Source organism: Cohnella silvisoli, assembly GCF_021190915.1.
Taxonomy (GTDB): Bacteria; Bacillota; Bacilli; order Paenibacillales; family Paenibacillaceae; genus Cohnella; species Cohnella silvisoli.
Map to the genome: position 1 here is coordinate 354,677 of NZ_JAIOAP010000005.1, position 19,505 is coordinate 374,181.

General features: G+C 52.0%; 18 protein-coding genes, 1 tRNA gene and 1 riboswitch. Of the genes, 9 read left to right on the plus strand and 10 right to left on the minus strand.

Annotated elements, in window-relative coordinates:
* Positions 1–61 precede the first annotated feature (61 nt).
* Genes K7P76_RS12610 through K7P76_RS12640 form a run of 7 tightly spaced genes read right to left on the minus strand, consistent with a single transcriptional unit; the run spans position 62 to position 8,900 of the window.
* The gene (locus tag K7P76_RS12610) at positions 62–1,789 is read right to left on the minus strand and encodes an ABC transporter ATP-binding protein (protein ID WP_232185642.1); all 1,728 of its coding nucleotides are present in this window, start codon (positions 1,787–1,789) and stop codon (positions 62–64) included.
* A 37-nt stretch (positions 1,790–1,826) separates the two neighbouring features.
* A complete protein-coding gene (locus K7P76_RS12615; RefSeq protein ID WP_232185643.1) occupies positions 1,827–2,114 on the minus strand; it encodes a 4a-hydroxytetrahydrobiopterin dehydratase in 288 nt (95 codons plus the stop codon).
* A complete protein-coding gene (locus K7P76_RS12620; protein ID WP_232185644.1) occupies positions 2,089–2,850 on the minus strand; it encodes an ECF transporter S component in 762 nt (253 codons plus the stop codon). The genes K7P76_RS12615 and K7P76_RS12620 overlap by 26 nt, the downstream gene beginning before the upstream one ends.
* Positions 2,850–4,553 (minus strand): ABC transporter ATP-binding protein, encoded by a 1,704-nt coding sequence (locus K7P76_RS12625; RefSeq protein WP_232185645.1) that lies wholly within the window; start codon positions 4,551–4,553, stop codon positions 2,850–2,852. The genes K7P76_RS12620 and K7P76_RS12625 overlap by 1 nt, the downstream gene beginning before the upstream one ends.
* Entirely contained in the window at positions 4,526–5,419 is an 894-nt protein-coding gene (locus K7P76_RS12630; RefSeq protein ID WP_232185646.1) for an energy-coupling factor transporter transmembrane component T, read from the minus strand. The genes K7P76_RS12625 and K7P76_RS12630 overlap by 28 nt, the downstream gene beginning before the upstream one ends.
* Positions 5,416–6,087 carry a DUF4430 domain-containing protein gene (locus K7P76_RS12635; RefSeq protein WP_232185647.1) on the minus strand — a complete coding sequence of 224 codons (672 nt, stop codon included), beginning with the start codon at positions 6,085–6,087 and terminating at the stop codon, positions 5,416–5,418. Before K7P76_RS12635 ends, K7P76_RS12630 begins: the two co-directional genes overlap by 4 nt.
* A gap of 47 nt (positions 6,088–6,134) precedes the next feature.
* On the minus strand, positions 6,135–8,900 hold the full coding sequence (locus K7P76_RS12640; protein ID WP_232185648.1) for an S-layer homology domain-containing protein: 2,766 nt from the start codon (positions 8,898–8,900) through the stop codon (positions 6,135–6,137).
* A 105-nt stretch (positions 8,901–9,005) separates the two neighbouring features.
* On the opposite strand from K7P76_RS12640, the gene K7P76_RS33120 reads away from it, so the two are divergent.
* The 3 genes from K7P76_RS33120 (at position 9,006) to K7P76_RS12650 (ending at position 11,155) form a co-directional block, all read left to right on the plus strand.
* The gene (locus K7P76_RS33120) at positions 9,006–9,128 is read left to right on the plus strand and encodes a hypothetical protein (protein WP_255678474.1); all 123 of its coding nucleotides are present in this window, start codon (positions 9,006–9,008) and stop codon (positions 9,126–9,128) included.
* A gap of 38 nt (positions 9,129–9,166) precedes the next feature.
* A riboswitch (cobalamin riboswitch) is annotated at positions 9,167–9,355 on the minus strand.
* Between the two features lie 185 nt (positions 9,356–9,540).
* The gene (gene motA / locus K7P76_RS12645; RefSeq protein ID WP_232185649.1) at positions 9,541–10,347 is read left to right on the plus strand and encodes a flagellar motor stator protein MotA; all 807 of its coding nucleotides are present in this window, start codon (positions 9,541–9,543) and stop codon (positions 10,345–10,347) included.
* Entirely contained in the window at positions 10,328–11,155 is an 828-nt protein-coding gene (locus K7P76_RS12650; RefSeq protein ID WP_232185650.1) for a flagellar motor protein MotB, read from the plus strand. The genes motA and K7P76_RS12650 overlap by 20 nt, the downstream gene beginning before the upstream one ends.
* A gap of 80 nt (positions 11,156–11,235) precedes the next feature.
* Here the strand turns inward: K7P76_RS12650 and K7P76_RS12655 are convergent, their stop codons facing one another.
* Positions 11,236–11,910 carry a Rossmann-fold NAD(P)-binding domain-containing protein gene (locus K7P76_RS12655; protein ID WP_232185651.1) on the minus strand — a complete coding sequence of 225 codons (675 nt, stop codon included), beginning with the start codon at positions 11,908–11,910 and terminating at the stop codon, positions 11,236–11,238.
* 15 nt (positions 11,911–11,925) lie between these two features.
* A complete protein-coding gene (locus K7P76_RS12660) occupies positions 11,926–12,699 on the minus strand; it encodes a hypothetical protein (RefSeq protein WP_232185652.1) in 774 nt (257 codons plus the stop codon).
* Between the two features lie 242 nt (positions 12,700–12,941).
* Here K7P76_RS12660 and tadA point away from each other — a divergent pair, with 242 nt between their 5' ends.
* Positions 12,942–13,403 (plus strand): tRNA adenosine(34) deaminase TadA, encoded by a 462-nt coding sequence (gene tadA / locus K7P76_RS12665; protein WP_232185653.1) that lies wholly within the window; start codon positions 12,942–12,944, stop codon positions 13,401–13,403.
* On the opposite strand, the gene K7P76_RS12670 is transcribed toward tadA, so the two are convergent.
* Positions 13,335–13,619 carry a Spo0E family sporulation regulatory protein-aspartic acid phosphatase gene (locus K7P76_RS12670; RefSeq protein ID WP_232185654.1) on the minus strand — a complete coding sequence of 95 codons (285 nt, stop codon included), beginning with the start codon at positions 13,617–13,619 and terminating at the stop codon, positions 13,335–13,337. The genes tadA and K7P76_RS12670 overlap by 69 nt on opposite strands.
* Before the next feature lie 221 nt (positions 13,620–13,840).
* Between K7P76_RS12670 and K7P76_RS12675 the strand changes: the two genes are divergently transcribed.
* The 5 genes from K7P76_RS12675 to K7P76_RS12695 all read left to right on the plus strand — a co-directional run bounded on the left by K7P76_RS12675 (position 13,841) and on the right by K7P76_RS12695 (position 19,418).
* Positions 13,841–14,530, plus strand: a complete 690-nt coding sequence (locus K7P76_RS12675) for a response regulator transcription factor (RefSeq protein WP_232185655.1) — start codon at positions 13,841–13,843, stop codon at positions 14,528–14,530.
* Positions 14,518–15,828 (plus strand): sensor histidine kinase, encoded by a 1,311-nt coding sequence (locus K7P76_RS12680; RefSeq protein WP_232185656.1) that lies wholly within the window; start codon positions 14,518–14,520, stop codon positions 15,826–15,828. Before K7P76_RS12675 ends, K7P76_RS12680 begins: the two co-directional genes overlap by 13 nt.
* Before the next feature lie 94 nt (positions 15,829–15,922).
* Positions 15,923–16,615, plus strand: a complete 693-nt coding sequence (locus tag K7P76_RS12685; protein ID WP_232185657.1) for an ABC transporter ATP-binding protein — start codon at positions 15,923–15,925, stop codon at positions 16,613–16,615.
* Positions 16,612–19,161: an ABC transporter permease gene (locus tag K7P76_RS12690; protein WP_232185658.1), complete on the plus strand. Its 2,550-nt coding sequence runs from the start codon at positions 16,612–16,614 to the stop codon at positions 19,159–19,161. The genes K7P76_RS12685 and K7P76_RS12690 overlap by 4 nt, the downstream gene beginning before the upstream one ends.
* Positions 19,162–19,342: 181 nt before the next feature.
* Positions 19,343–19,418: transfer RNA gene (locus tag K7P76_RS12695), tRNA-Arg, on the plus strand.
* Positions 19,419–19,505 lie beyond the last annotated feature (87 nt).

A 19,505-nucleotide genomic window follows, 5' to 3' on the forward strand; every position in this document is an offset into this window, starting at 1 on the left:
TTTATGCCCAGTTTAGCAGTTACATTCTTTTCCATCAAGGAGACATTAAGTCATGGTCGTGCTATACCGTCGAAGCAACCCCAAGTTGAGCCGCATTCAGCCGAGAGTATGTTCCCCCTGCGGCGATCAGATCCTCATGCCTACCTTGTTCCGCGATGCCCTCTTCCGTTACGACTACGATGCGGTCGGCGTGCCGGATCGTCGCGAGGCGATGCGCGATGATTAGCGTTGTGCGATTGTGAGCCAGCTGTTCGAGCGCCTGCTGAATCATCGATTCCGTCTCGGTATCGAGCGCCGAGGTCGCCTCGTCCAGAATCAGAATCGCAGGATTCTTGAGGAAAATACGCGCGATGGACAAGCGTTGCCGCTGACCGCCGGACAGCTTCAGTCCCCGCTCCCCGATAAACGTATCGAGCCCATCCGGCAACGCATTAAGCATCGCTTCCAGATGCGCCTGCCGCGCTGCCTCCCAAATCTGCTCCTCCGTCGCATCGAGCCGTCCGTAGGCAATATTTTCGCGAATCGTTCCGTTGAACAAGAACACGTCTTGCTGCACGATGCCGATCTGGTTGCGCAACGAATGCTGAGTCATCCTGCGGATATCGATCCCGTCAATCGACACTTCGCCGTCATCGATCTCGTAGAAACGCGGAATCAAGCTGCATAATGTCGACTTGCCCGCACCCGATGGCCCAACCAAAGCAACCGTCTCTCCGGCGCGGATCTGCAGGTTAATCTCTTTAAGCACATGCGCATGATTCTCGTAACCGAACGTAACATTGCGGAATTCAATATTCCCCTTTAACCGAGGAGCCTCGATCGCATCGTCCGCGTCCTTCACGTCCGGCTCCGTATCCATCAGCTCGCAATATCTTCGGAATCCTGCCATTCCTTTAGGATAGAGCTCTAACAGCGCATTGATTTTGTCGATCGGCTTGAGGAAAATATTCACGTACAACAGGAAGCCGACCAGTTCCCCGTAAGAAAGCTTCCCTTGGTACGCATACCAAGCGCCGAACACAAGCACGACAAGCGTAATAAACCGCGTCAGCATATAGATGCTTGATGCGCTATAGGATATCGTCAAGTAAGAGCGAAGCTTAGCTAGCCGAAAACCTTGATTATTCTTCGAAAACCGCTCCATCTCGAAAGCTTCGTTTCCGAAGGATTTAACGACGCGGATTCCGGAAATGCTGTCTTCCACCCGCGCATTCACGTCCGCAATCCTCTCGAACATATGAGTAGCGGCCTTATTCAGCTTCTGATTGAAATAGACGATGATCCACGCCAAGAACGGTACGACGATAAAGGTAATGCACGCCAACTCCCAGTTCACCATGAACATGATGCCGAACACGCCGACAAGCGTCATAAGAGCGATGAACAAATCCTCGGGACCGTGGTGAGCCATCTCGCCAAGATCGAACAAGTCGTTCGTCATCCGGCTCATAATCTGTCCGGTTTTCGTATTATCGAAGAAACGGAAGGACAGCTTCTGTATATGTTGGAAAAGCTGCTTGCGCATGTCGGTTTCAATGTTAATGCCGAGCTTATGGCCCCAGTAATTGACGACGAATTGCAATCCCATGCTGACTAAATACAGTGCCATCAACCCTGCGCAAACCCAAGAAATAAGCCCCCAATTACCCGTAGGCAGGAGGGTGTCGATCATCCATTGAACGCCCATAGGAAAGCCAAGCTCCAACAAAGCAACCACGACGGCGCAGCCGAAATCCAAAGTAAATAAGCGGGTATAAGGACGGTAATAGGTTAGGAAACGGCGAATCATTGGTTAAAGCACCTCCATGAAGCCAACGCTATATCAATTATAGAAGATCGTAAGCCTTTGCGGAGTCAATGTCCAGCAGCGTTAATCCTCCCGAGTTCCAGGTCGTGAGCCGAAGCGTAACTTTCCTGTAGTCGATCCCGATAAAAGGATGATGGTTCATCTCCTCGGCGATGTCCGCAACCTTGTTCACGAAAGCGACGGCTTCCGGGAAAGTTCCGAACAGCCGCTTGCGGACAAGCCATTTTCCTTCTTCGATCGTCCAGCCCGTCAGTTCAAGCAACCCTGCTTCCAGCTCCGCTTCATTTAACAGTGGATGTTTGCCCATCGTTCATGTCCCCCTCCATCATTTCCAACCGTTCGAGTGTTCCATATTTACGCCGGTACCTTTCCAATAAGGCAATCCATGAAGGGCTAAACACCAAGATGAAAAAAACATTAGCCGTTGCATGAATGATTTCGAAAGGCAGCCCCAGCACGTACTTGCCGACGACGGCTGCCCACGAGTGCGTTTGCATCCATTGGTCGAGCGCAAGCTGCACGTTCATGATCCAGCCGAATAGAAATCCCCATGCAACTCCGAATAACGCTAGAGGAAATCGGCGACGGCGCCAAGCGCTGCGATGGGCGAATAAACCGGCCGTGTATCCCGCCATCCCCCAAGCGAACATCTGCCACGGCGTCCACGGTCCTTGACCGAGGAAAAAATTAGACACGAGCGCGGCAGCCGCCCCGACCATCCAGCCCGCTTCCGCTCCGAATACGATCCCGGAGACGATCACGACGAAGGTAACCGGAGTAAACCCTGGAAGCAGCGTGGCGAATGGAATCCTGCTCACGGTAGCGACGGCCGCCATAACCGCAATAAGCATTAATTCCCGCGCTTTGCGTTCGCGGCGTTCGAAGCGCAGCAGGAACGGGATGATCGACAGAAGAACAAGCACAATACCAATGAGCAGGGAGTTGCCCCGTTTCAGGGACAAATACGACATTCCGATATATGCAATGGCGATGGGGACAATGATCCACTTGGAAAATAAAATTTTCATGCTCCGGGAGCTCATTATGACGATGCCTCCCCGAGCGCGAAGAGCCGGTGCAAAGCCGTCGCATAGAACAGATTGCCTTGGAAAAATTGCTCCGGTTCCCCATCCGCGACGATTTCACCGTGAAAGAGCAGCGAACAACGATTAGCGTAAGCCGCGGCAAGCTCTATGTCGTGCGTAGCGATGATAAGAGTAGTTCCTTGCGCATGGATATTCTCAAGATGCTCTCCCAGCTTAAGTTTAGCCAAAGGATCAAGCCCTTTGGTCGGCTCATCAAGCAACAGCAGTCGAGGTTTGCCCAGCAGCGTTATTGCAAGCGCGCCAAGCTGCTGTTCACCGCCGCTCATGTCGTGCGGATGCCTGGACAAGAGGTGTGTTAATCCGAATCGTTCGGCCATCTGCTCGACTTCCTGCTTAGGATCCTCGGCTTCTGCTCGATTAGCGGCTTGGAGCAAATCCTCCGACAAACTATCGTACGCATAGTGAAGAAGCGGATTCTGGGCCAAATAACCGATCGCGGAAAATCGTTCCTTCGAGCTCATTCGCGCGAACGGAGTTCCTTCCCAATGGACGGCCCCCCTCTGCGGCAGGCGAAGTCCGGCAAGCAGCTGCAGTAAAGTGGATTTCCCGCTTCCGTTGCCCCCGAACAGAACCGCCCAATCCCCGTGTCGGATTTGCCACTCCAATCCCTTAAGCACGGCTGGCGAATGTTTGTCATACGCGTAAAATAATCCGTCCGCCGCCAGCAACGGTTTAGTCGACGCGGGAGTAGGATCGCTTGCTGGAGACGGGGTTGTTGAGTGACGGTATTGTTGTGAAACGGTTGCATTCCTAGTCTTATGATCCAGGGTTTCAGATGCTAACTTAGGTTCCATATCGGCCCGGCTCAGCCAGTTCCTAGTCTCTTTCACAGTGAGCGGCGGTTCATCCGAATGGAGTTGGGACGAAGGCGGTAACTGCTCTAAAGCCCAGCGGGTAACGGAAGGAAGCGAGCTGACCCAATCCTCGCCTTCGTGATCCCAAGCTTCCAGGACGTAGTCCCGCGCATTGCCGTTAAATGCAATCCTTCCTAATTCCATGCGAACAACGCGATCCGCAAGCGGGAGCAAGTCATCGATTCGATGCTCGCTCATGATGACGGTAATGCCCCACTCTTCGTTCAACCGTTTAATCATACCAAGCAATTCTCGGGCAGCCAGCGGATCAAGCTGCGCTAACGGTTCATCGAGCAGCAGCACCCGCGGCTGCAGCATGAGCACCGCAGCCAAGTTAACGGTTTGCTTCTGACCGCCGGACAGCTCATCCGTCTTGCGGTCAAGCAGCGGCTCCAATCCGAAAAATCCGGCCATCTCCGCCATCCGGCGGCGCATAGCCTCCCGTCCGAGCCCGAAGTTCTCCAACCCGAACGCCAGCTCATGCTCTACCGTATCCACCACTAGCTGATTGTCGGGATTTTGCATAACGAGTCCGACTAACCCGGCAAGCTCCCGAGCAGGCCAATCTTGTATCGGCAACTGATCAAGCATAATAACTCCGCTCATCCTGCCTCCCGGAGACACCTCCCGCTTAAGCAGCCGAAGAAGGGTGGATTTTCCGCTTCCGGAAGGGCCGCATAACACGACGAACTCCCCGGACGGCACCGACAGGGACAGCTCGGAGAGCGCAGGCAATGTCTCTTCCGGATACGTAAAGGTTACCTTCTGTAGTTCATAATGAGCCATGCCCTGCGATCCCTCCATTCCCAGGCGAGCGGCACTATTAAATATAGAATATACGCAATCAGAGCCAAGCCATCTCCCGGAGATAGCGCGAAAGAGCCTAGACGCGGATAAATGACCATAAAGCCATGTCCGCTCCACCAAGCTCCGAGCAGTAACGCAGCAAAACCTGCAAACCCGGCAAGCGTTAATCCATCTCGCATGCGAAACCGAAAGCCTAAATACGAGCTGCGCGCTCCCGTTCCATATCCCCGCGCTTGCATCGAATCGGCGGTCTGCAGCGCATCCTCCAGCGTCCAAGACAGAAGCGTTCCGACTAGGCGTGCCCCGCTTCGCGCTCTGTGCGCGAGCGAGCCTTCGGTTACCGTCACGCCGCGAGTCCGCTGAATAAGAATCAGCTCTTGCATCCGGCGGCGCAGTCTCGGTACCAACCCCATTGCCATCATCGTGATCAGCGCAGCCTTAGGAGATATGCGGGTAAACAGAAAGAGAAACTTCTGTTCCGTCATTACCAAGCGATAAGTGACGAAAAACGTCAGCAAATTGAGCATCGATATCGCCAACGTCACACCGTATATAACGGATTCCAACGTAATCGGGATATCTCCTAAATAATACAATACCGTCCGCCCTCTGTGGGACAATATCGGATTCATCAGAACGATAAGTACGACGCCGGTTAGCATAGGCAAGCTCCACTTCCGCCATTCCCGGCCTTCGTCCAAATGGAGATTTACGATAACGGCAACTCCCCATCCCGCCAATAGAACAAGGGGATGAAACAACAACATGCCGAAGGTTATCCCTCCGGCATAATAAGTCAATATAACAATCGGATGAAGCGAACGGAAACCAAAACCATCCTTCATGACGCCGGCTCCTTATCTTCTTTGGCCGCATCGTCCTCTGAAGTATAGAACCACTCCAATTTGTCTCCGGGTTTAAGCTTATAAGCACCTGCACCGATGTCGGGTACGATATTGTTCACGCGATATTTCCAACCGCTTGTCGGCCCGTCGTCGAACTCGTAAAGCCCGTCGATGCCTGATACATAGGTCAACGCTCCACTGCCCCGAATATCGTAGGAAAGTCGGTGCGCTTTGGCCGTACGTTTAAGAACTCCGGAAGCCGTATCGCCTTTGGCAATAATAACGCTCTCGGCTGCAAGAACCGTCCCCCACTTCGCATTCCCTTCAATAGAAAGAGTAATGCTGTCAACAGCAGGAGTTGCGATATCCGGTTGCTTTGGTGTAGCCTTCGGAGACGTTGAAGGGGACGGGGCTTGGGAAGTTTCCTTTGTTTCCTCAGCTCCCGGTTCCTTCGCCGCGGGTTTCGATTGCTCGGGAGAAGGAGAAGCGACGGCTGAAGAAGTTTTCGTTTGCTCAACGTCTGGCGTTTGAGCCGCTGTATTGCCGCCGTTCGTCTCTATGGACGATTTCGATTGCGTAGCCTCAGAAGGACTTGTTTTCTCTCCTGAGCATCCCATCAACACGAACAATAATACCGCTATAAACCCTATAGCCCCTATTTTCCTCATTGCCGCTTCCTCCTTTCCTTTGCTTGATTACGACATTCTTAGCCGACTTATTTACTTGCTGCGAATACCCTTACCGCTATGACGGCTGCTTGTTCGCGGGAAAGAGAAGCTTTCGGCGCAAATTTGCTTTCGTAAGCTGTCATCCAACCTTGCTGAAGCACCGCTTGCACCGAAGCCGCCGCGCTCGGGCTAACCTGTTTGGCATCCGCCACAACGGTTGTTGCCGTCGCTTTAAGCTTCAGCGCGCGAGTGAGCAGAATCGCCGCTTGCTCTCTCGTTAAAGCCGCATCCGGCGCGAACTTGCCCGCGGATACTCCGCCGACAAGACCTGCCGATACTGCCGCGCCTACGTCTTTCGCATACCACGCGTTGCTTGGAATATCCGCGAATGCCGAGCTTGCACTGCCCTTTAACCCCAGCGCTCGCGCCAACGCGGAGACGAACTCCGCACGGCTTACACCTTGCTTCGGCTTAAATACGCTTAATCCGTCACCCGATCCTCTCAAGATCGTAGCAGCTCTTGAAGTCGTAACCGAGTCTAACGCCCATGCGGATATCGCGCTTTGATCGCTGTAACTGCCCGCGATCTGCAAGGTAGAAACCGAACGCACGAGTGCGGGTGCTCCATCTTTCACGTAACCCGTCACTTGCAGCTGATAGAGTCCCTCTGGCGAGCCTTTTAACGTTGCTTGCCCTTTATCGTTCGTGACAGCCTCGACTTCGCCCATACTTACTTTAACGCCCGCAACAGGCTTAGCTGCTTCGAATTGATTGTTTTTCCAGTCCCATAAGCGGTTTGTCACAGTAACGGTGACGTCCTGGCCAGGCTTTGGCTGAGCGGGAGATACCGAGATCGGATCGGCTAATTTAGTCGCATCGCCGCTATAGTAAACGACAACCTCGTCCCCGTCCTCCAATAAGAATGTGCCTACCCCTTCCGCCGGGATGATCCATGCGCCGCCGCGCACGACCGCGAACATCCAGCCGTCATACCCGCCGTATTTGCCCGCGGCAATTCCAGCGATCGAACCGATATATTTACCATACGCGGAATCTTTGATCTCATTCTTCACTTCGCTAGCTTTCAGCAGCTGCTCGAGTGCTTCCAAAGCCGTTCCGCCTTGAGCACTGCCTGAAGCTACAACTCCGGCATCGCCTTCTACGCGAACGGTTACCTTTTTCGAATAAGAAGCCACATCCAGCTTTGTCTTCCAAGCTACATAAGCAGGAGCCGCATCGGTGCGATAGCCGTCTACGGACAACACGTAAGCTCCGACTTTCAGCGATTTCAGCTGCGCTTTGCCGTCTTTATCCGTCTTGGCAACTTGGCCGTCAACTGTAACAGATGCGCCCTCTGCAGCGCTGACGACTGCTTTGCCGGAATCCCAATCAAACGACTCCTTCTCCACCGTCACCGTAACCGGCTGTCCTTCCCGGGGAGCGGAAGGCTCTATTTTCACGGAATGAACAAGCGTCGTATCGCCGCCTCCGTAGTAAACGGTCAGTTCATCGCCGGCTTTAAGGACGAAGGAACCCATGCCCTCCGTAATCGTAACCCAAGCTCCATCTCGTTTGACCGCATATTGCCAGCCATCGTAGCCGCCGAACTTGCCGTTGTCCACGCCCGCGATCGATTTGAGCAGAGCTCCGAATTGAGGATGACGATCTACTCCGTAAGCGATATTGGCGCTATTGAGCACATTGATCAACGCTTCCAGCGCGGTTTTACCCGTTGCCGAACCTGTCGTGATAACGCCGGACAGTCCATTTACGGTTACACTCGTTTTGGAAGCTGTCGCAACGCCCGAGTACAAGCCTGGAAGCCCATCCATCCAGCGCTCGACAGCCGTTAAGCCGAGCAGCGCGTAGAACGTCGCTATTCCGTCGGCTTTGCCCGATGCCAGATGAGAGAATTGACCGTCCGATTGACGATATTCAAGCAATCTTGCAAGGGTTGACTTCCCGTTCTTAACGAATCTGGAATCCTTTATTGGATCTAAGCCCAGAGAAGTGAGCGCGATCAGCACCTGTACGGAGCTTTCGCTAGACTCGGTTGGCTTGCCGAAACCCGCCGTTTCCAATTGAACGCCGGAGAGCCATACTAATGCTTCATCTATAATACCGGTAACTTCTTTGCGATCTTTATAAGGAGCAAGCGCCGTCAGCACGATCGCTGTAATGTCCACATCGCTTTTGCCCGCTGCCAACGACCAACCGCCGTCGGTATTGCGATGATCCACTAACCACTTGACCAGATCATCCCGTGTCCAGCGGTCCGTCGTTCCCGGCACGTAACCCGCCGCATCAAGAGCAATCAACGCATAAGCGGGCGCGTTAGCACCTTGTGCCGCTATTTTCTCGAAATTAACGATTTTGCTAAGCAAATCGACTTTACCGCCCGTGCCGACTTTGCGAGCATCGCCGCCGTTCGCGTTAACCGCGAGCGCCACGCGGGCAAAATCCGTCACGAGACGAAGGCTGCCGTCATCCGCGCTCTTGTTTGCCTGAGGCAAATAACGGCCGGCTGCCGAAATTCCCGATCGGGCCAATCCGAAAGCAACCCAATCGCTTACCGGATCCGCTTTTCCCAGTATCGCCTGCAGGTCTGTCACCGCTTTGCCTACTTGCTCCCTTGTCGGAGCTGCAGCCTCAGACTTTCCGTTATCCGCAGCGGTTGAACCCGCGGAATCCGCCGCTTGCACGACTCCCGCCCATGCGCCTAACACCAATTGCAACGCCAATGCTAGCGCCAAGCCGCTGCGCAGCCACACCTTCAACTTCCCACGCACACTCGATAATGCTTCCCCGTTCATAAATCCACGCTCCTCCTCGAATGTCCCCGCCTCGCGGCGAGGTAAACTCTTCCCATGCCGAGTGAAGGCAAACAAAAAAACATCCCCCATATGGAAGATGTTCGCGTGATGGCCAGAACCCTTCGCGCCTCGCGCGCGAATGACAAGCCGTTCGAACTCGAACTATGCCTGCCCGGTGCTCTGTCGCGGTTGCTCAAGCAGCTCATAAGCTTTAAGTTATCCGCGTAAATGCCGCCACACCTCCCCTATTCCTCGTAGGTACCTTGGGTGTTTGTCGAAAACAGGCAGGTTTCCTGGCTCCTGGATCAATGCTCTTCGGGCCTTCCCGCGAACGTCTTCCGACGTTGGCAGTGGCATTTCCGAATGGCTCCCCATGGACAGTGGCGGGACCGCGCCGGTTTTGCACCGGACTTCCCTATTATGCTCTCGCGAGCACCTGTTTTCCGCCGTATTCACTTGTGTAGACATCTTATCACGCTGGCAGAAGGCTGTCTACCGAGCCAAGCCGCACGAATTTGTGAAAAGAGCCGTTCTCCTCTAAAGCTTTGGGGAGGATTTGTCGATAAACCTATTATCGTGTCGGTTGTGAGAGTAAACTCCCTTCGCGTACATATCATTCTTCCATATGCCGGGGTGTACGATGAAAAATTCAACAATTATCGGGTTAGCTTTAGGTTTTATCGCACTAATATTTGGTATGGTTCTGAAGGGCGCTCCGCTTGCCAGCTTGATTACCAACCCGGCCGCTTACGTCATTATTATCGTCGGAACTTGCGCATCTGTCTTCGTGGCGTTCCCGATGTCGGATCTCAGCAAAGTACCCAAGCTGTTCAAGCTCATATTCGCGGAGCCCAAGCTGCTGCCGCGCCAACAACTCATTGGGATGTTCATGGAATGGGCAACGATCACGCGCCGCGAAGGCTTATTAGCCCTTGAAGCCCGCGTAGACGAGATCGAGGATTCCTTTCTTAAATCCGGCATGCGCATGATCATCGACGGCAATGATCAGGATTTCGTGCGGGATGTCCTATTAGAGGATATATCGGCAACGGAAGAACGCCATCGGGGCGGAGCGCAGATCTTCTCCCAAGCAGGTATGTATGCGCCGACGCTCGGCGTACTCGGAGCCGTTATCGGTCTAATTGCAGCTCTTGGTAACCTTGCCGAGATGGAGAAGCTCGCCCATGCCGTAGCTGCCGCGTTTATCGCGACATTGCTCGGGATATTTACCGGATACGTGATGTGGCATCCCATTGCTAACAAATTAAAACGCCTTTCGAAGCGCGAGATCGATCTCAAACTTATGATGGTCGAAGGCTTGCTCTCGATCCAATCGGGCGTATCCACAATCGCCATTCAACAGAAACTTCTAGTGTTCCTCACCCCGACGGAGCGGTTGGCGTTCGCTGAGAAGGAGGATCCGCAGCGTGAGCAGAAAACGGCATGAACCTCATGAGGAGCATCCGGATGAATCCTGGCTCCTGCCCTATTCCGATCTGATGACGTTGTTGTTGGCTTTGTTTATCGTTCTATTCGCCGCAAGCTCAGTGAATACATCTAAGCTTGAAGAGATGAGCCGCGCATTCAAGACCGCCTTTAGCTCAGGTATCGGCATTCTGGATAAGGGCGCGCTTACAGAAGATAACCAGTTGAAACGTCGTACAGCCGAAGACCTCGACCGTAAAGACGATGGCAAGAAATCCCGAAAAACGCTTGAACTAGAAGAACAGCAAAACCTCGAGGAGCTTCAACAGCAACTCGACAAATATATTCAGAAAAGCGGGCTGTCCACTCAGCTCGAGACGAACCTCAACCAGTCCGAGCTTCTCATCACGATCCGGGACAACGCCTTGTTCCCTTCGGGGAGCGCCAATATCAAGCAAGAATCGCAGAAGCTTGCAACGGCGATCGGCCAGATGCTGCATCAATATCCGGGTTATGAAATTCTGGTCACCGGCCATACCGACAACCAACCGATCAATACGGCGGAGTTCCCGTCCAATTGGGAGCTTAGCTCCAAACGTGCCGTTAACTTCATGAAGATATTGCTGAAATACGGAAATTTAGATCCGAAGCTCTTCAGTTCGACCGCCTATGGCGAATATCGGCCTTTAGAGAGCAATCTCACGGATGCGGGCCGCGCCAAAAACCGTCGGGTCGAGGTCTCGATTCTTCGCAAGTACGTCGAACCCGCCACCGATGGCGCCAATCAGATTACATTGACTGCCATGGCTGATGAAGGCAATAAACAATAATCATTTGTCCCTACACAAAAGGAACGTCAAGAGCGCTCAATGCTCTCGGACGTTCCTTTTTGATTGTGAATATATCTCTACTACACGTTGCCTAAGTCAGCTAATCGCTTACCCTCATAGACATGTACCCCAAGCTCACTCGGAGCGTTGGCCGCTTGAATCATAGCTGCCGCAACCGCATCACCCCGGATCGACTTATACTTGCCTAGAGAACCTACCAATAAGGGATTGAGCCCTTTCATGAGTATGCCCCATAGCCGCTCTCCGCTCCGGTGTTCGGCTCTATCACCCAATAGCAGCGAGGGTCGGAAGAGATTGAGCTTGGGCAGGGATAAACTGCTTAGATCCCGTTCGGCTTCTCCCTTAACCCGGCTGTAGAAAATCGAGGAGGCAGGAGACGCTCCTATCGCTGAAACGATTAAAAATTGCTTGGCTCCCGAGGCTGCGGCTTGCCGACCGAGCGCCAGCGGGTAATCATAATCGACCCGACGGAACGCTTCCTGTGTCCCCGCCAGCTTAATCGTCGTTCCTAAAGCGCAGAACCAATCGTCAGCTTTCAGTGTCGGAGCCATTTGAGGCAACGAATCAAGGGTAACCGCCAACACGTCTAGTTTAGGATGGATAATGGCAAGAGGTTTCCGGGCTAGGGCGATAACCTTCTCGTATCTGGGGTCTGCTAACAATCGATTAAGCAAGCAAGAGCCTACGAGTCCTGTTGAGCCTGCGACTAGCGCGGTTTTGGGTTGGGAAGCCATACCTCGTCCTTCTTTCTACGAAGAAACTTTATTTGCCTCTATTGTAGCAGTTGGTGGTCGGTTTTCCCATCGGTGAAGCAAGACGGCCAACTCCGCCCATGTTACTTTCCGATCCGGGTGGGGTACGGGATCCGGAAGCAATTGTTGCCCCTTAAGCCAGTTCATCTCCTCATTGCTGATGGATGACCAATCGACGTTCCCGTTAATCCTTTCCCTCGCGATTCCTGAACGAGAATAGTCCCCTTCATTCGGCTGTTCCATAGTTACCTCCCCTTCCCCTCTCCATTCGATCATATTGCGCCACATGGCCACGATATCTTGCCCGTAACGATTGCCTGCCACCGACCATTTGCCGTTCAAATCCTCCCAGCAAACAACCCTTCCTCTCCATCCCGCCCGCTCTATCAGCGCGATTGACCGCTGTGCTATCTTCGCGTCTTGCGGCATGGCTCCATTAGCAGCAAAGGTATGCAAAATCTGCATTTGTTGCTCAACCGATCCTTCTTCAGACCATTGGTTCAGCGTAATCGGCGCCCAGGAAGGCCCCGAAATCTCAGCCGTCCAGCCCCTTGTCTCATACACCATCTGGCAATAGGCCACATCCCCCCTTACCCCGTAACGCTCCCCTTGCCGTAAATACAATTCGGCAATTTCGGGCGCTTTCGGATTACGCCTCTTCACATAGGCGTTCATTCGCTCCGCGGAACAGCATGCCGCACCTAATATGCTCAGCTTCCCCGTAGGCTCCAGCTCCGGATGCTTGCGAAATACAGAACCGATTCGATCCATCCACACAACTCCTTCCGTACTGCATCGCAATTCACATAAGTTTGTCCTACTTGCTCTCTATACTCTATTCCGTTTTTCACTCGGTTTGACCTTATTTGCCAACCTGATACAATTAAATTGACTTGTACCCACTGTAAAATAAAAAATGTGTATAAATCTGTGGATAACAGGGTAGTTATCCACAGATTTATACACAGCATGTTAACAACGAATACACGTTCGGTAGGTAAGGAGTAGAAAATATGATAATTACGGAAGACGAACGGTGGATGAAAGAAGCCATTCACCAGGCACGTCTAGCCGAATCCCTAGGCGAGGTTCCAATCGGTGCGGTTATCGTTCGCGATGGCTCCGTTATCGGCGCAGGTTATAACCTGCGGGAAAGGGATCGCGATCCGACGGCTCACGCCGAGATGATCGCCATTCGGCAAGCAAGCGAAAGCTTGCAAGCATGGCGGCTGATCGGGTGCACCTTGTACGTTACTTTGGAGCCTTGTCCAATGTGCGCGGGCGCCATTCTGCAATCCCGTGTGGAACGCGTTGTCTATGGTGCATCCGATCCGAAAGCAGGCTGCGTAGGAACGCTAATGGACTTGCTGCAAGATTCCCGATTCAATCACGTGTCTCCTTGGACATCAGGAGTGCTTCACGAGGAATGCTCGGCTTTGTTGACCGACTTCTTCCGTCGATTGAGAAGCCGTTAATACCGATACCGAATCGTCATAAGAGCCGTCCATCTTCCGGTATTCCGCTTCTTCCTTGCGCAATCGTTGAAGCTGGATAATGAGCGAATCCGCTTCCTCACTGACCGCCACAATCTCGGGATCGGTCAGATTGCCCAGGTCGTTAGCCATCTCGCATAGACGACGTTGAAGCAACTGGAGGCGACGTATAAGCTGTGAAGTCTCCAAGTGAGTCATCTGACCGCTCCTTTCTAATAAATTTCGTCATGCTTTGCCATACAACGATAGGATAATCGAACTAATCTCATTATAGGACAAAATTATCCATATTTTTGTAGAACCATGTCGAGAAGAATGCGGTTTAACAATTTATTTTCCGACAAAATTAGGTATTAAAGACTAATCCATTAGGCTTAATTATCGATTATCCGCTATTTTCTTAAGGAGGAACTCAGGCCTTGGGCGTTCAGATCTTATTAGTCGAGGATGACGAAGCTCTTCATCGCGGTATCCAGTTCACTCTACAGCAAGAAGGGTTTCAAGTATTCAGCGCTCATAGTCTGCAAGAAGCCCGAATGTTGCTTAAAGATCATGACATTCATCTTCTCTTGCTGGACGTACAACTTCCAGACGGCAACGGATTCGACTTCTGCACTGAAATTCGACAATTTCGAGATATCCCCATTATTTTCTTAACGGCTAGTGACCAAGAATTCGACATTGTCCGAGGTTTGGACCTCGGAGGGGATGATTATATTACGAAGCCTTTCCGGCTGCGGGAATTTTTGTCGCGCGTTCATGCCGTACTCCGACGCCGCGCCCCCGTTAGCCGCGATGAGGACAAAAATTTGCTCACTGCGGGCAACTTGGTCCTGCATGTCGGAGAGATGCGTTTAGAAAAAGAAGGCCGCGAGGTTCTCCTGAGCATTACTGAATTCAGACTGCTCTCCTTGTTCATGACGCATCCGCGAATGGTGCTGTCTAAGGACCAGATTATTCAGCACGTATGGCCGGACGGTACCGAGGTGTTGGACGATAATACGGTAGCGGTCAATGTGCGGAGATTAAGGGAGAAAATTGAGGACGACCCGCATAATCCGCAAACGCTCGTGACCATTAGAGGAGCCGGATACCGATGGAACGTATAGAAGGATCGCGACTGAGTTTAGCAAGAATGCGCCAGAACCCTTCCGTACGGCGGCTTTGCCTGATCCTAGCCGCTTTAATCGTATTGGCAATCGTGTTCATCGGTTTATATACGCATTATTCCACGGAAAAGTTGAAGAAGGACTGGCTCAACAGGGAAGCGGCCATCATCGGCAACCTGTCCGCAGAGCGGCCGGAGCTGGCCGCCAGCTGGCTTAATGAACTAGCGCAGACCAATAAGCCTTCTCCAGAAGCCGTAGCCGAAGGCCGCAAGATTATGGAGAGTCACGGCATAACAGCAGAACTAGAGACGCGCTGGTTGCCCGTGATCGGAGAATACCGAATCCGTACCTGGTGGGTTTTACTCATTGGCGTCATCGCGTTCATTACCCTTGCCGCCTTGTTGTTACTTAGGGAATCACGCCGGCAGTTAGGGGAAATTCGGAGCTTGGCCGTATCTCTTGAAGACACCGTTAAGCATAACAAGCCGATGGCTTTCCGCAGTTATGAGGAAGGAGAACTCGGTTTGTTAGCCAACGGAGCTCAGGAGCTTACGATTCGCCTAAGGGAGACCATCGAGCAACTGCACGAGGATAAAGCCTTTCTTAAAGATACCGTAGCGGATATTTCCCATCAGTTAAAAACTCCCCTAGCCTCCTTAATGATCTACGTCGATTTGCTCAGGGAAGGGCAGGTCGATGCCGAGCATGCGGCGGAGTTTCTGGAAACGTGCAGGCGCGAGCTCGATCGTATGGAATGGCTTACGCTTACGCTGCTTAAGCTGGCCCGTCTAGAAGCCGATGCGCTGGAGATGAACCTAAGTGAAGCGCCTATTGCGAATACCGTGCGGGAAGCCGTAAATTCCATTCGCCACCTGGCGGAAAATAAACAAATCAAAGTTGTCATAGAGGAAGCGGATACGAGACTAATTGTTCCTCACGATTCCCGTTGGATGGCTGAGGCGCTCGTGAATGTGCTCAAGAATGCCGTCGAACACAGCCCCCCGGGCAGCTCCGTATTCGTCGGTTGGGAAAACACTCCCGTATTCACTCGGCTCCACGTCAAAGATCAAGGCCGCGGAATAGAAGCGCGGCACTTGCCCCATATTTTCAAAAAATTTTATCGAACCTCTTCGGACAGCAATGGCGTCGGATTGGGATTGCCGCTGGTGAAATCCATTGTCGAGAAACACGGCGGCATCGTTTCCGCTGCAGGCAACCCTTCGGGAGGTACGACCTTTATCCTGACGCTACTCCATCATCCTTTCCCGCCTGCATCATCGAAGCTTACAAAACTGTAAGCAGCTAACCCGCTATCCTGTAAGGTTGCCGCGCTATACTGGGTTCGTAGCAGCAGAGATTGCGCGAATCCAATAACCGGAGGATGAATGACACGTGAACGTAATTAATGTAGACGGTTTAAGCAAATCTTATGGCAAAGGGTCGACGCAGGTTAACGCGCTTCATGACGTATCCTTCTCGATCAAACAAGGAGAGTTCGTCGCGGTCGTCGGTGCGAGCGGTTCGGGGAAAAGCACCCTGCTCCATATGTTGGGCGGTCTCGATAAACCAAGCAGCGGTTATGTCCATATCGACGGAGAAAATCTGTACGCGCTTATGGAGAAACAGAGAGCGGTATTCCGTCGCCGGAAAATCGGGTTTATTTTTCAGTCGTATAACCTCATTCCCGTCCTGAACGTGGAAGAAAATATTCAGTTGCCGTTATTGTTAGATCGCCGCCAACCGGATCAAGCTTATATTAACGACCTCATCCATACGCTTGGATTGCACGAGCGCCGAAAGCACCTGCCCTCCGAGCTGTCGGGCGGACAACAGCAGAGGGTTGCGATCGGACGGGCGCTAGCCTATCGTCCTGCGATCGTTCTAGCCGATGAGCCGACGGGAAACTTGGACAGCGCGAACGGTCGGGAAGTGTTAGAGCTCTTGAAGCTGGCGGTGCGACAATACCATCAGACGGTTATCGTTATTTCCCATGATATGAATGTCGCCGCGGAAGCCGATCGTGTATTGAATATGCAGGATGGCAAGCTTATCAATGATACGAGCAGCGGCGGGAGGGGCATATGAAGAGCTATGGCGCAATGGCCGGACGATATCTAAAGCAGCAACGAAGAAGGTCCATCCTGACCATTGTCGGCATTATCCTCTCCGTTGCGCTCATAAGCGCTCTTGGAACAATGGGGCAAGCCTTAAAGGATAATATGATCCTTAACGCCAAATACGAGGATGGCTCTTTCCATATAGGCTTCAGTAAGTCGACCCCGGAATTGTACGAGACGCTTAAGAAACACATGCTTGTCGATCAATTAGGAATTTATCGTCCTGGCGAGTCCACATCGTTGCAAGGCAATTATAAAGTCGAGCTTGGCAGCGTGGATGAAGGCGCTCTTAAGCTTCTTCCGGCTCATCTTCAGGAAGGACGGTTGCCCGCTTCGGCCGACGAACTCATCGTCGAACAATGGCTTCTAGATCTGCTTCCGGGCACGCCTAAGCTAAACGGATCAGCGGAATTAAACGGACCGGACGGGAAACCCCATGCCTATCGGATCGTAGGAATAATGAATAATCAGAAAATAACCCAACTAAAGGGTTCTTCTAAAGCCTATACGCTAATGGATCCTGCTCACCTGATTATCGATTCGAAAACCGCTCTATTTCTTACGTTTAAGCCCGGCGTCGATATTAACCGGCAGTTGACTGATTTCAGCAAGCTTAGCAAAGATATGTTCACCAATACTAACCTGCTCGCACTCATGGGCGAAAGCCGCGATACAGGCCTTAACAGGGCGCTTGCCATCATATTCGGCACATTAGTCGGCCTTGTCGTGCTTTCTACTGTAGCCGTTATCTACAATGCCTTTCATATCGCCGTACTGGAGAGAATTAGGCAGTTCGGTCTGCTGCGTACTTTGGGAGCTTCCCCTCGACAAGTCCGCAACTTGGTCTTACGCGAAGCAACCGTTTTATCCGTCATTGGCGTTCCTCTCGGATTGCTGATCGGCTGGTCCGGTTTATGGCTCGTGTTATCGCTCATGGCCAAGGGCGGAATGAAAATCATGATGATGGAAAAATTTCAGTTAACTTTCCATTGGTGGATTATAGGGGGCAGTTTCGTAATTGGATTCCTAGCGGTATACTTAGCGGCTTGGCTCCCAGCCCGCAAAGCCTCAAGCGTATCTCCCGTCGAAGCCGTGAAGGGCGCCGGCAGTATCGTGCGGGAATCCTATCGGCGCTTGCGAATTCCCTCTGTTCTCAGCCTGTTGGGAATCGAAGGACAGATGGCTTCTAACAATATACGCCGTAATCGCACCAAATTCCGGATCACGACTTTTTCTATTGTAATCAGTATTATGCTGTTTATCGTATTTCACTATTTTACCCAGCAAACCTTGAACTTGACGACAACTACGAACGAAGATGATCGTGTTGCTTTCCAACTCACTCGTAATTTCTTCTCCGATGATACGGGTAAGCCCCAACAAGCCAGCGATATTGTCTCCGACGATAAGATGAAGCAGCTTCGAGAGCTGCCGGGAGTCTATGGCGTCTATGGCAAATATCAGAGTATTGATCCGCAGGCTCTAGTGCCGGACAAACAATTCAAAAATGATTTCGCCAAGAAAACGGATGGTCAATTTGAGCAAGTCAAATGGAATGGGCAATCTAATAAAGTCGTTTACTCAAGGCTGATGCTTTACGATGAGGCAAGATTTCAAGAAGCTGCGAAATACGTGATATCGGGAACTGCGGATCCTAAGAAGTTATCCGCTGCCGATGGGGTACTTCTCATACAAACAGTTAAACCTCTTACCGTTGCAGGTAAAAAGGAGATTATGCCTTTAACTCGCTACAAAGTCGGAGATAAATTGACTCTGATGACCGACTATTCCAAGATGCCGACAGCCAAACAGGTTCGCGAAGTAACGGTAGCGGGAATCTTAACTCAATCCCCTTTTGACGCGGCCTATCAAGAAAATAGTTTAGTCATCATTGCGGCAAAGCCGACTTTCGCTAAGCTGCTAGAGGCAATTCCGAAGACTGATTATTTGAATTCATACGGTACGGCGCGGACTGGAATAGACGTAGCGCTGAAAGATGGGGCTGATTCCAACTTAATCAAGCAGAATCTGGAGGAAATTGCGCGCAGTACTCCGGGCAGCCGCCTGATCGACATTGCCGCGGAGCAGAAGGAAACGCGTAACTTTAATCTGCAGATGCAAATATTCGTATATAGCTTCTTGGTCATCATCGGAGTGATCGGCAGCCTGAATATTATTAACACTGTGCAGACTAATCTGTTGCTCCGGCGCCGTGAAATCGGCCTGCTGCAGGCCGTAGGCATGACAATGGGTCAAATTCGGCGAATGGCGTCGGCGGAAGGCGTCTGGTTCGGGGTCATCGGAAGTATCTGGGGTATTCTGCTCGGGGCAGGCTTCAGCTATTTCCTCTACGTACAGCTGTCCGGTGTACAAGGCATGCCTTTCGAGTTCCCTTGGAGTGCATCACTAATCGCTGGCGGTGCCGCGCTTCTCGTGGGTTTGATCTCCGTGCAAGGCCCTCTGCGGCGAATGGAGAAGGCGAACCTGATCGAAGAATTGCGCGAGGAAGCTTAAATTTCATTAAAAAGGGTGGTCTTAAGAGCTGATATTGGCTTCCTAAGATCACCCTTTATGCTTCCTGCTCCTTCTCTAGGTCCGCCTTATTCTGCCGGGAAAATTTGTTTTGATGTTCCCATAAAGTTTGTCGTGTTACTATGTCCTCGGCAGAGGTTTGTGTTATAATGATAACCATTGTGGCTCCGTAGCTCAGCGGATAGAGCGACGGTTTCCTAAACCGCAGGTCGGAGGTTCAAGTCCTCTCGGGGCCGCCACTTATAAAAGTTCGAAGAACCGTGCTGTTGTGCGGTTCTTTTTTTGTTGTGGAATTGTTGGGATTAGGTGCTTGTGGGTAAGGTTGT

Bases quoted from the DNA above. Each gene is read 5' to 3' on its own strand.
- K7P76_RS12620 (WP_232185644.1), bottom strand. From the start codon at position 2,850: ATGAGCTCCCGGAGCATGAAAATTTTATTTTCCAAGTGGATCATTGTC.
- K7P76_RS12610 (WP_232185642.1), bottom strand. From the start codon at position 1,789: ATGATTCGCCGTTTCCTAACCTATTACCGTCCTTATACCCGCTTATTT.
- K7P76_RS12680 (WP_232185656.1), top strand. From the start codon at position 14,518: ATGGAACGTATAGAAGGATCGCGACTGAGTTTAGCAAGAATGCGCCAG.
- K7P76_RS12625 (WP_232185645.1), bottom strand. From the start codon at position 4,553: ATGGCTCATTATGAACTACAGAAGGTAACCTTTACGTATCCGGAAGAG.
- K7P76_RS12655 (WP_232185651.1), bottom strand. From the start codon at position 11,910: ATGGCTTCCCAACCCAAAACCGCGCTAGTCGCAGGCTCAACAGGACTC.
- tadA (WP_232185653.1), top strand. From the start codon at position 12,942: ATGATAATTACGGAAGACGAACGGTGGATGAAAGAAGCCATTCACCAG.
- K7P76_RS12690 (WP_232185658.1), top strand. From the start codon at position 16,612: ATGAAGAGCTATGGCGCAATGGCCGGACGATATCTAAAGCAGCAACGA.
- K7P76_RS12635 (WP_232185647.1), bottom strand. From the start codon at position 6,087: ATGAGGAAAATAGGGGCTATAGGGTTTATAGCGGTATTATTGTTCGTG.
- K7P76_RS12640 (WP_232185648.1), bottom strand. From the start codon at position 8,900: ATGAACGGGGAAGCATTATCGAGTGTGCGTGGGAAGTTGAAGGTGTGG.
- K7P76_RS12615 (WP_232185643.1), bottom strand. From the start codon at position 2,114: ATGGGCAAACATCCACTGTTAAATGAAGCGGAGCTGGAAGCAGGGTTG.
- K7P76_RS12670 (WP_232185654.1), bottom strand. From the start codon at position 13,619: ATGACTCACTTGGAGACTTCACAGCTTATACGTCGCCTCCAGTTGCTT.
- K7P76_RS12630 (WP_232185646.1), bottom strand. From the start codon at position 5,419: ATGAAGGATGGTTTTGGTTTCCGTTCGCTTCATCCGATTGTTATATTG.
- motA (WP_232185649.1), top strand. From the start codon at position 9,541: ATGAAAAATTCAACAATTATCGGGTTAGCTTTAGGTTTTATCGCACTA.
- K7P76_RS12660 (WP_232185652.1), bottom strand. From the start codon at position 12,699: ATGGATCGAATCGGTTCTGTATTTCGCAAGCATCCGGAGCTGGAGCCT.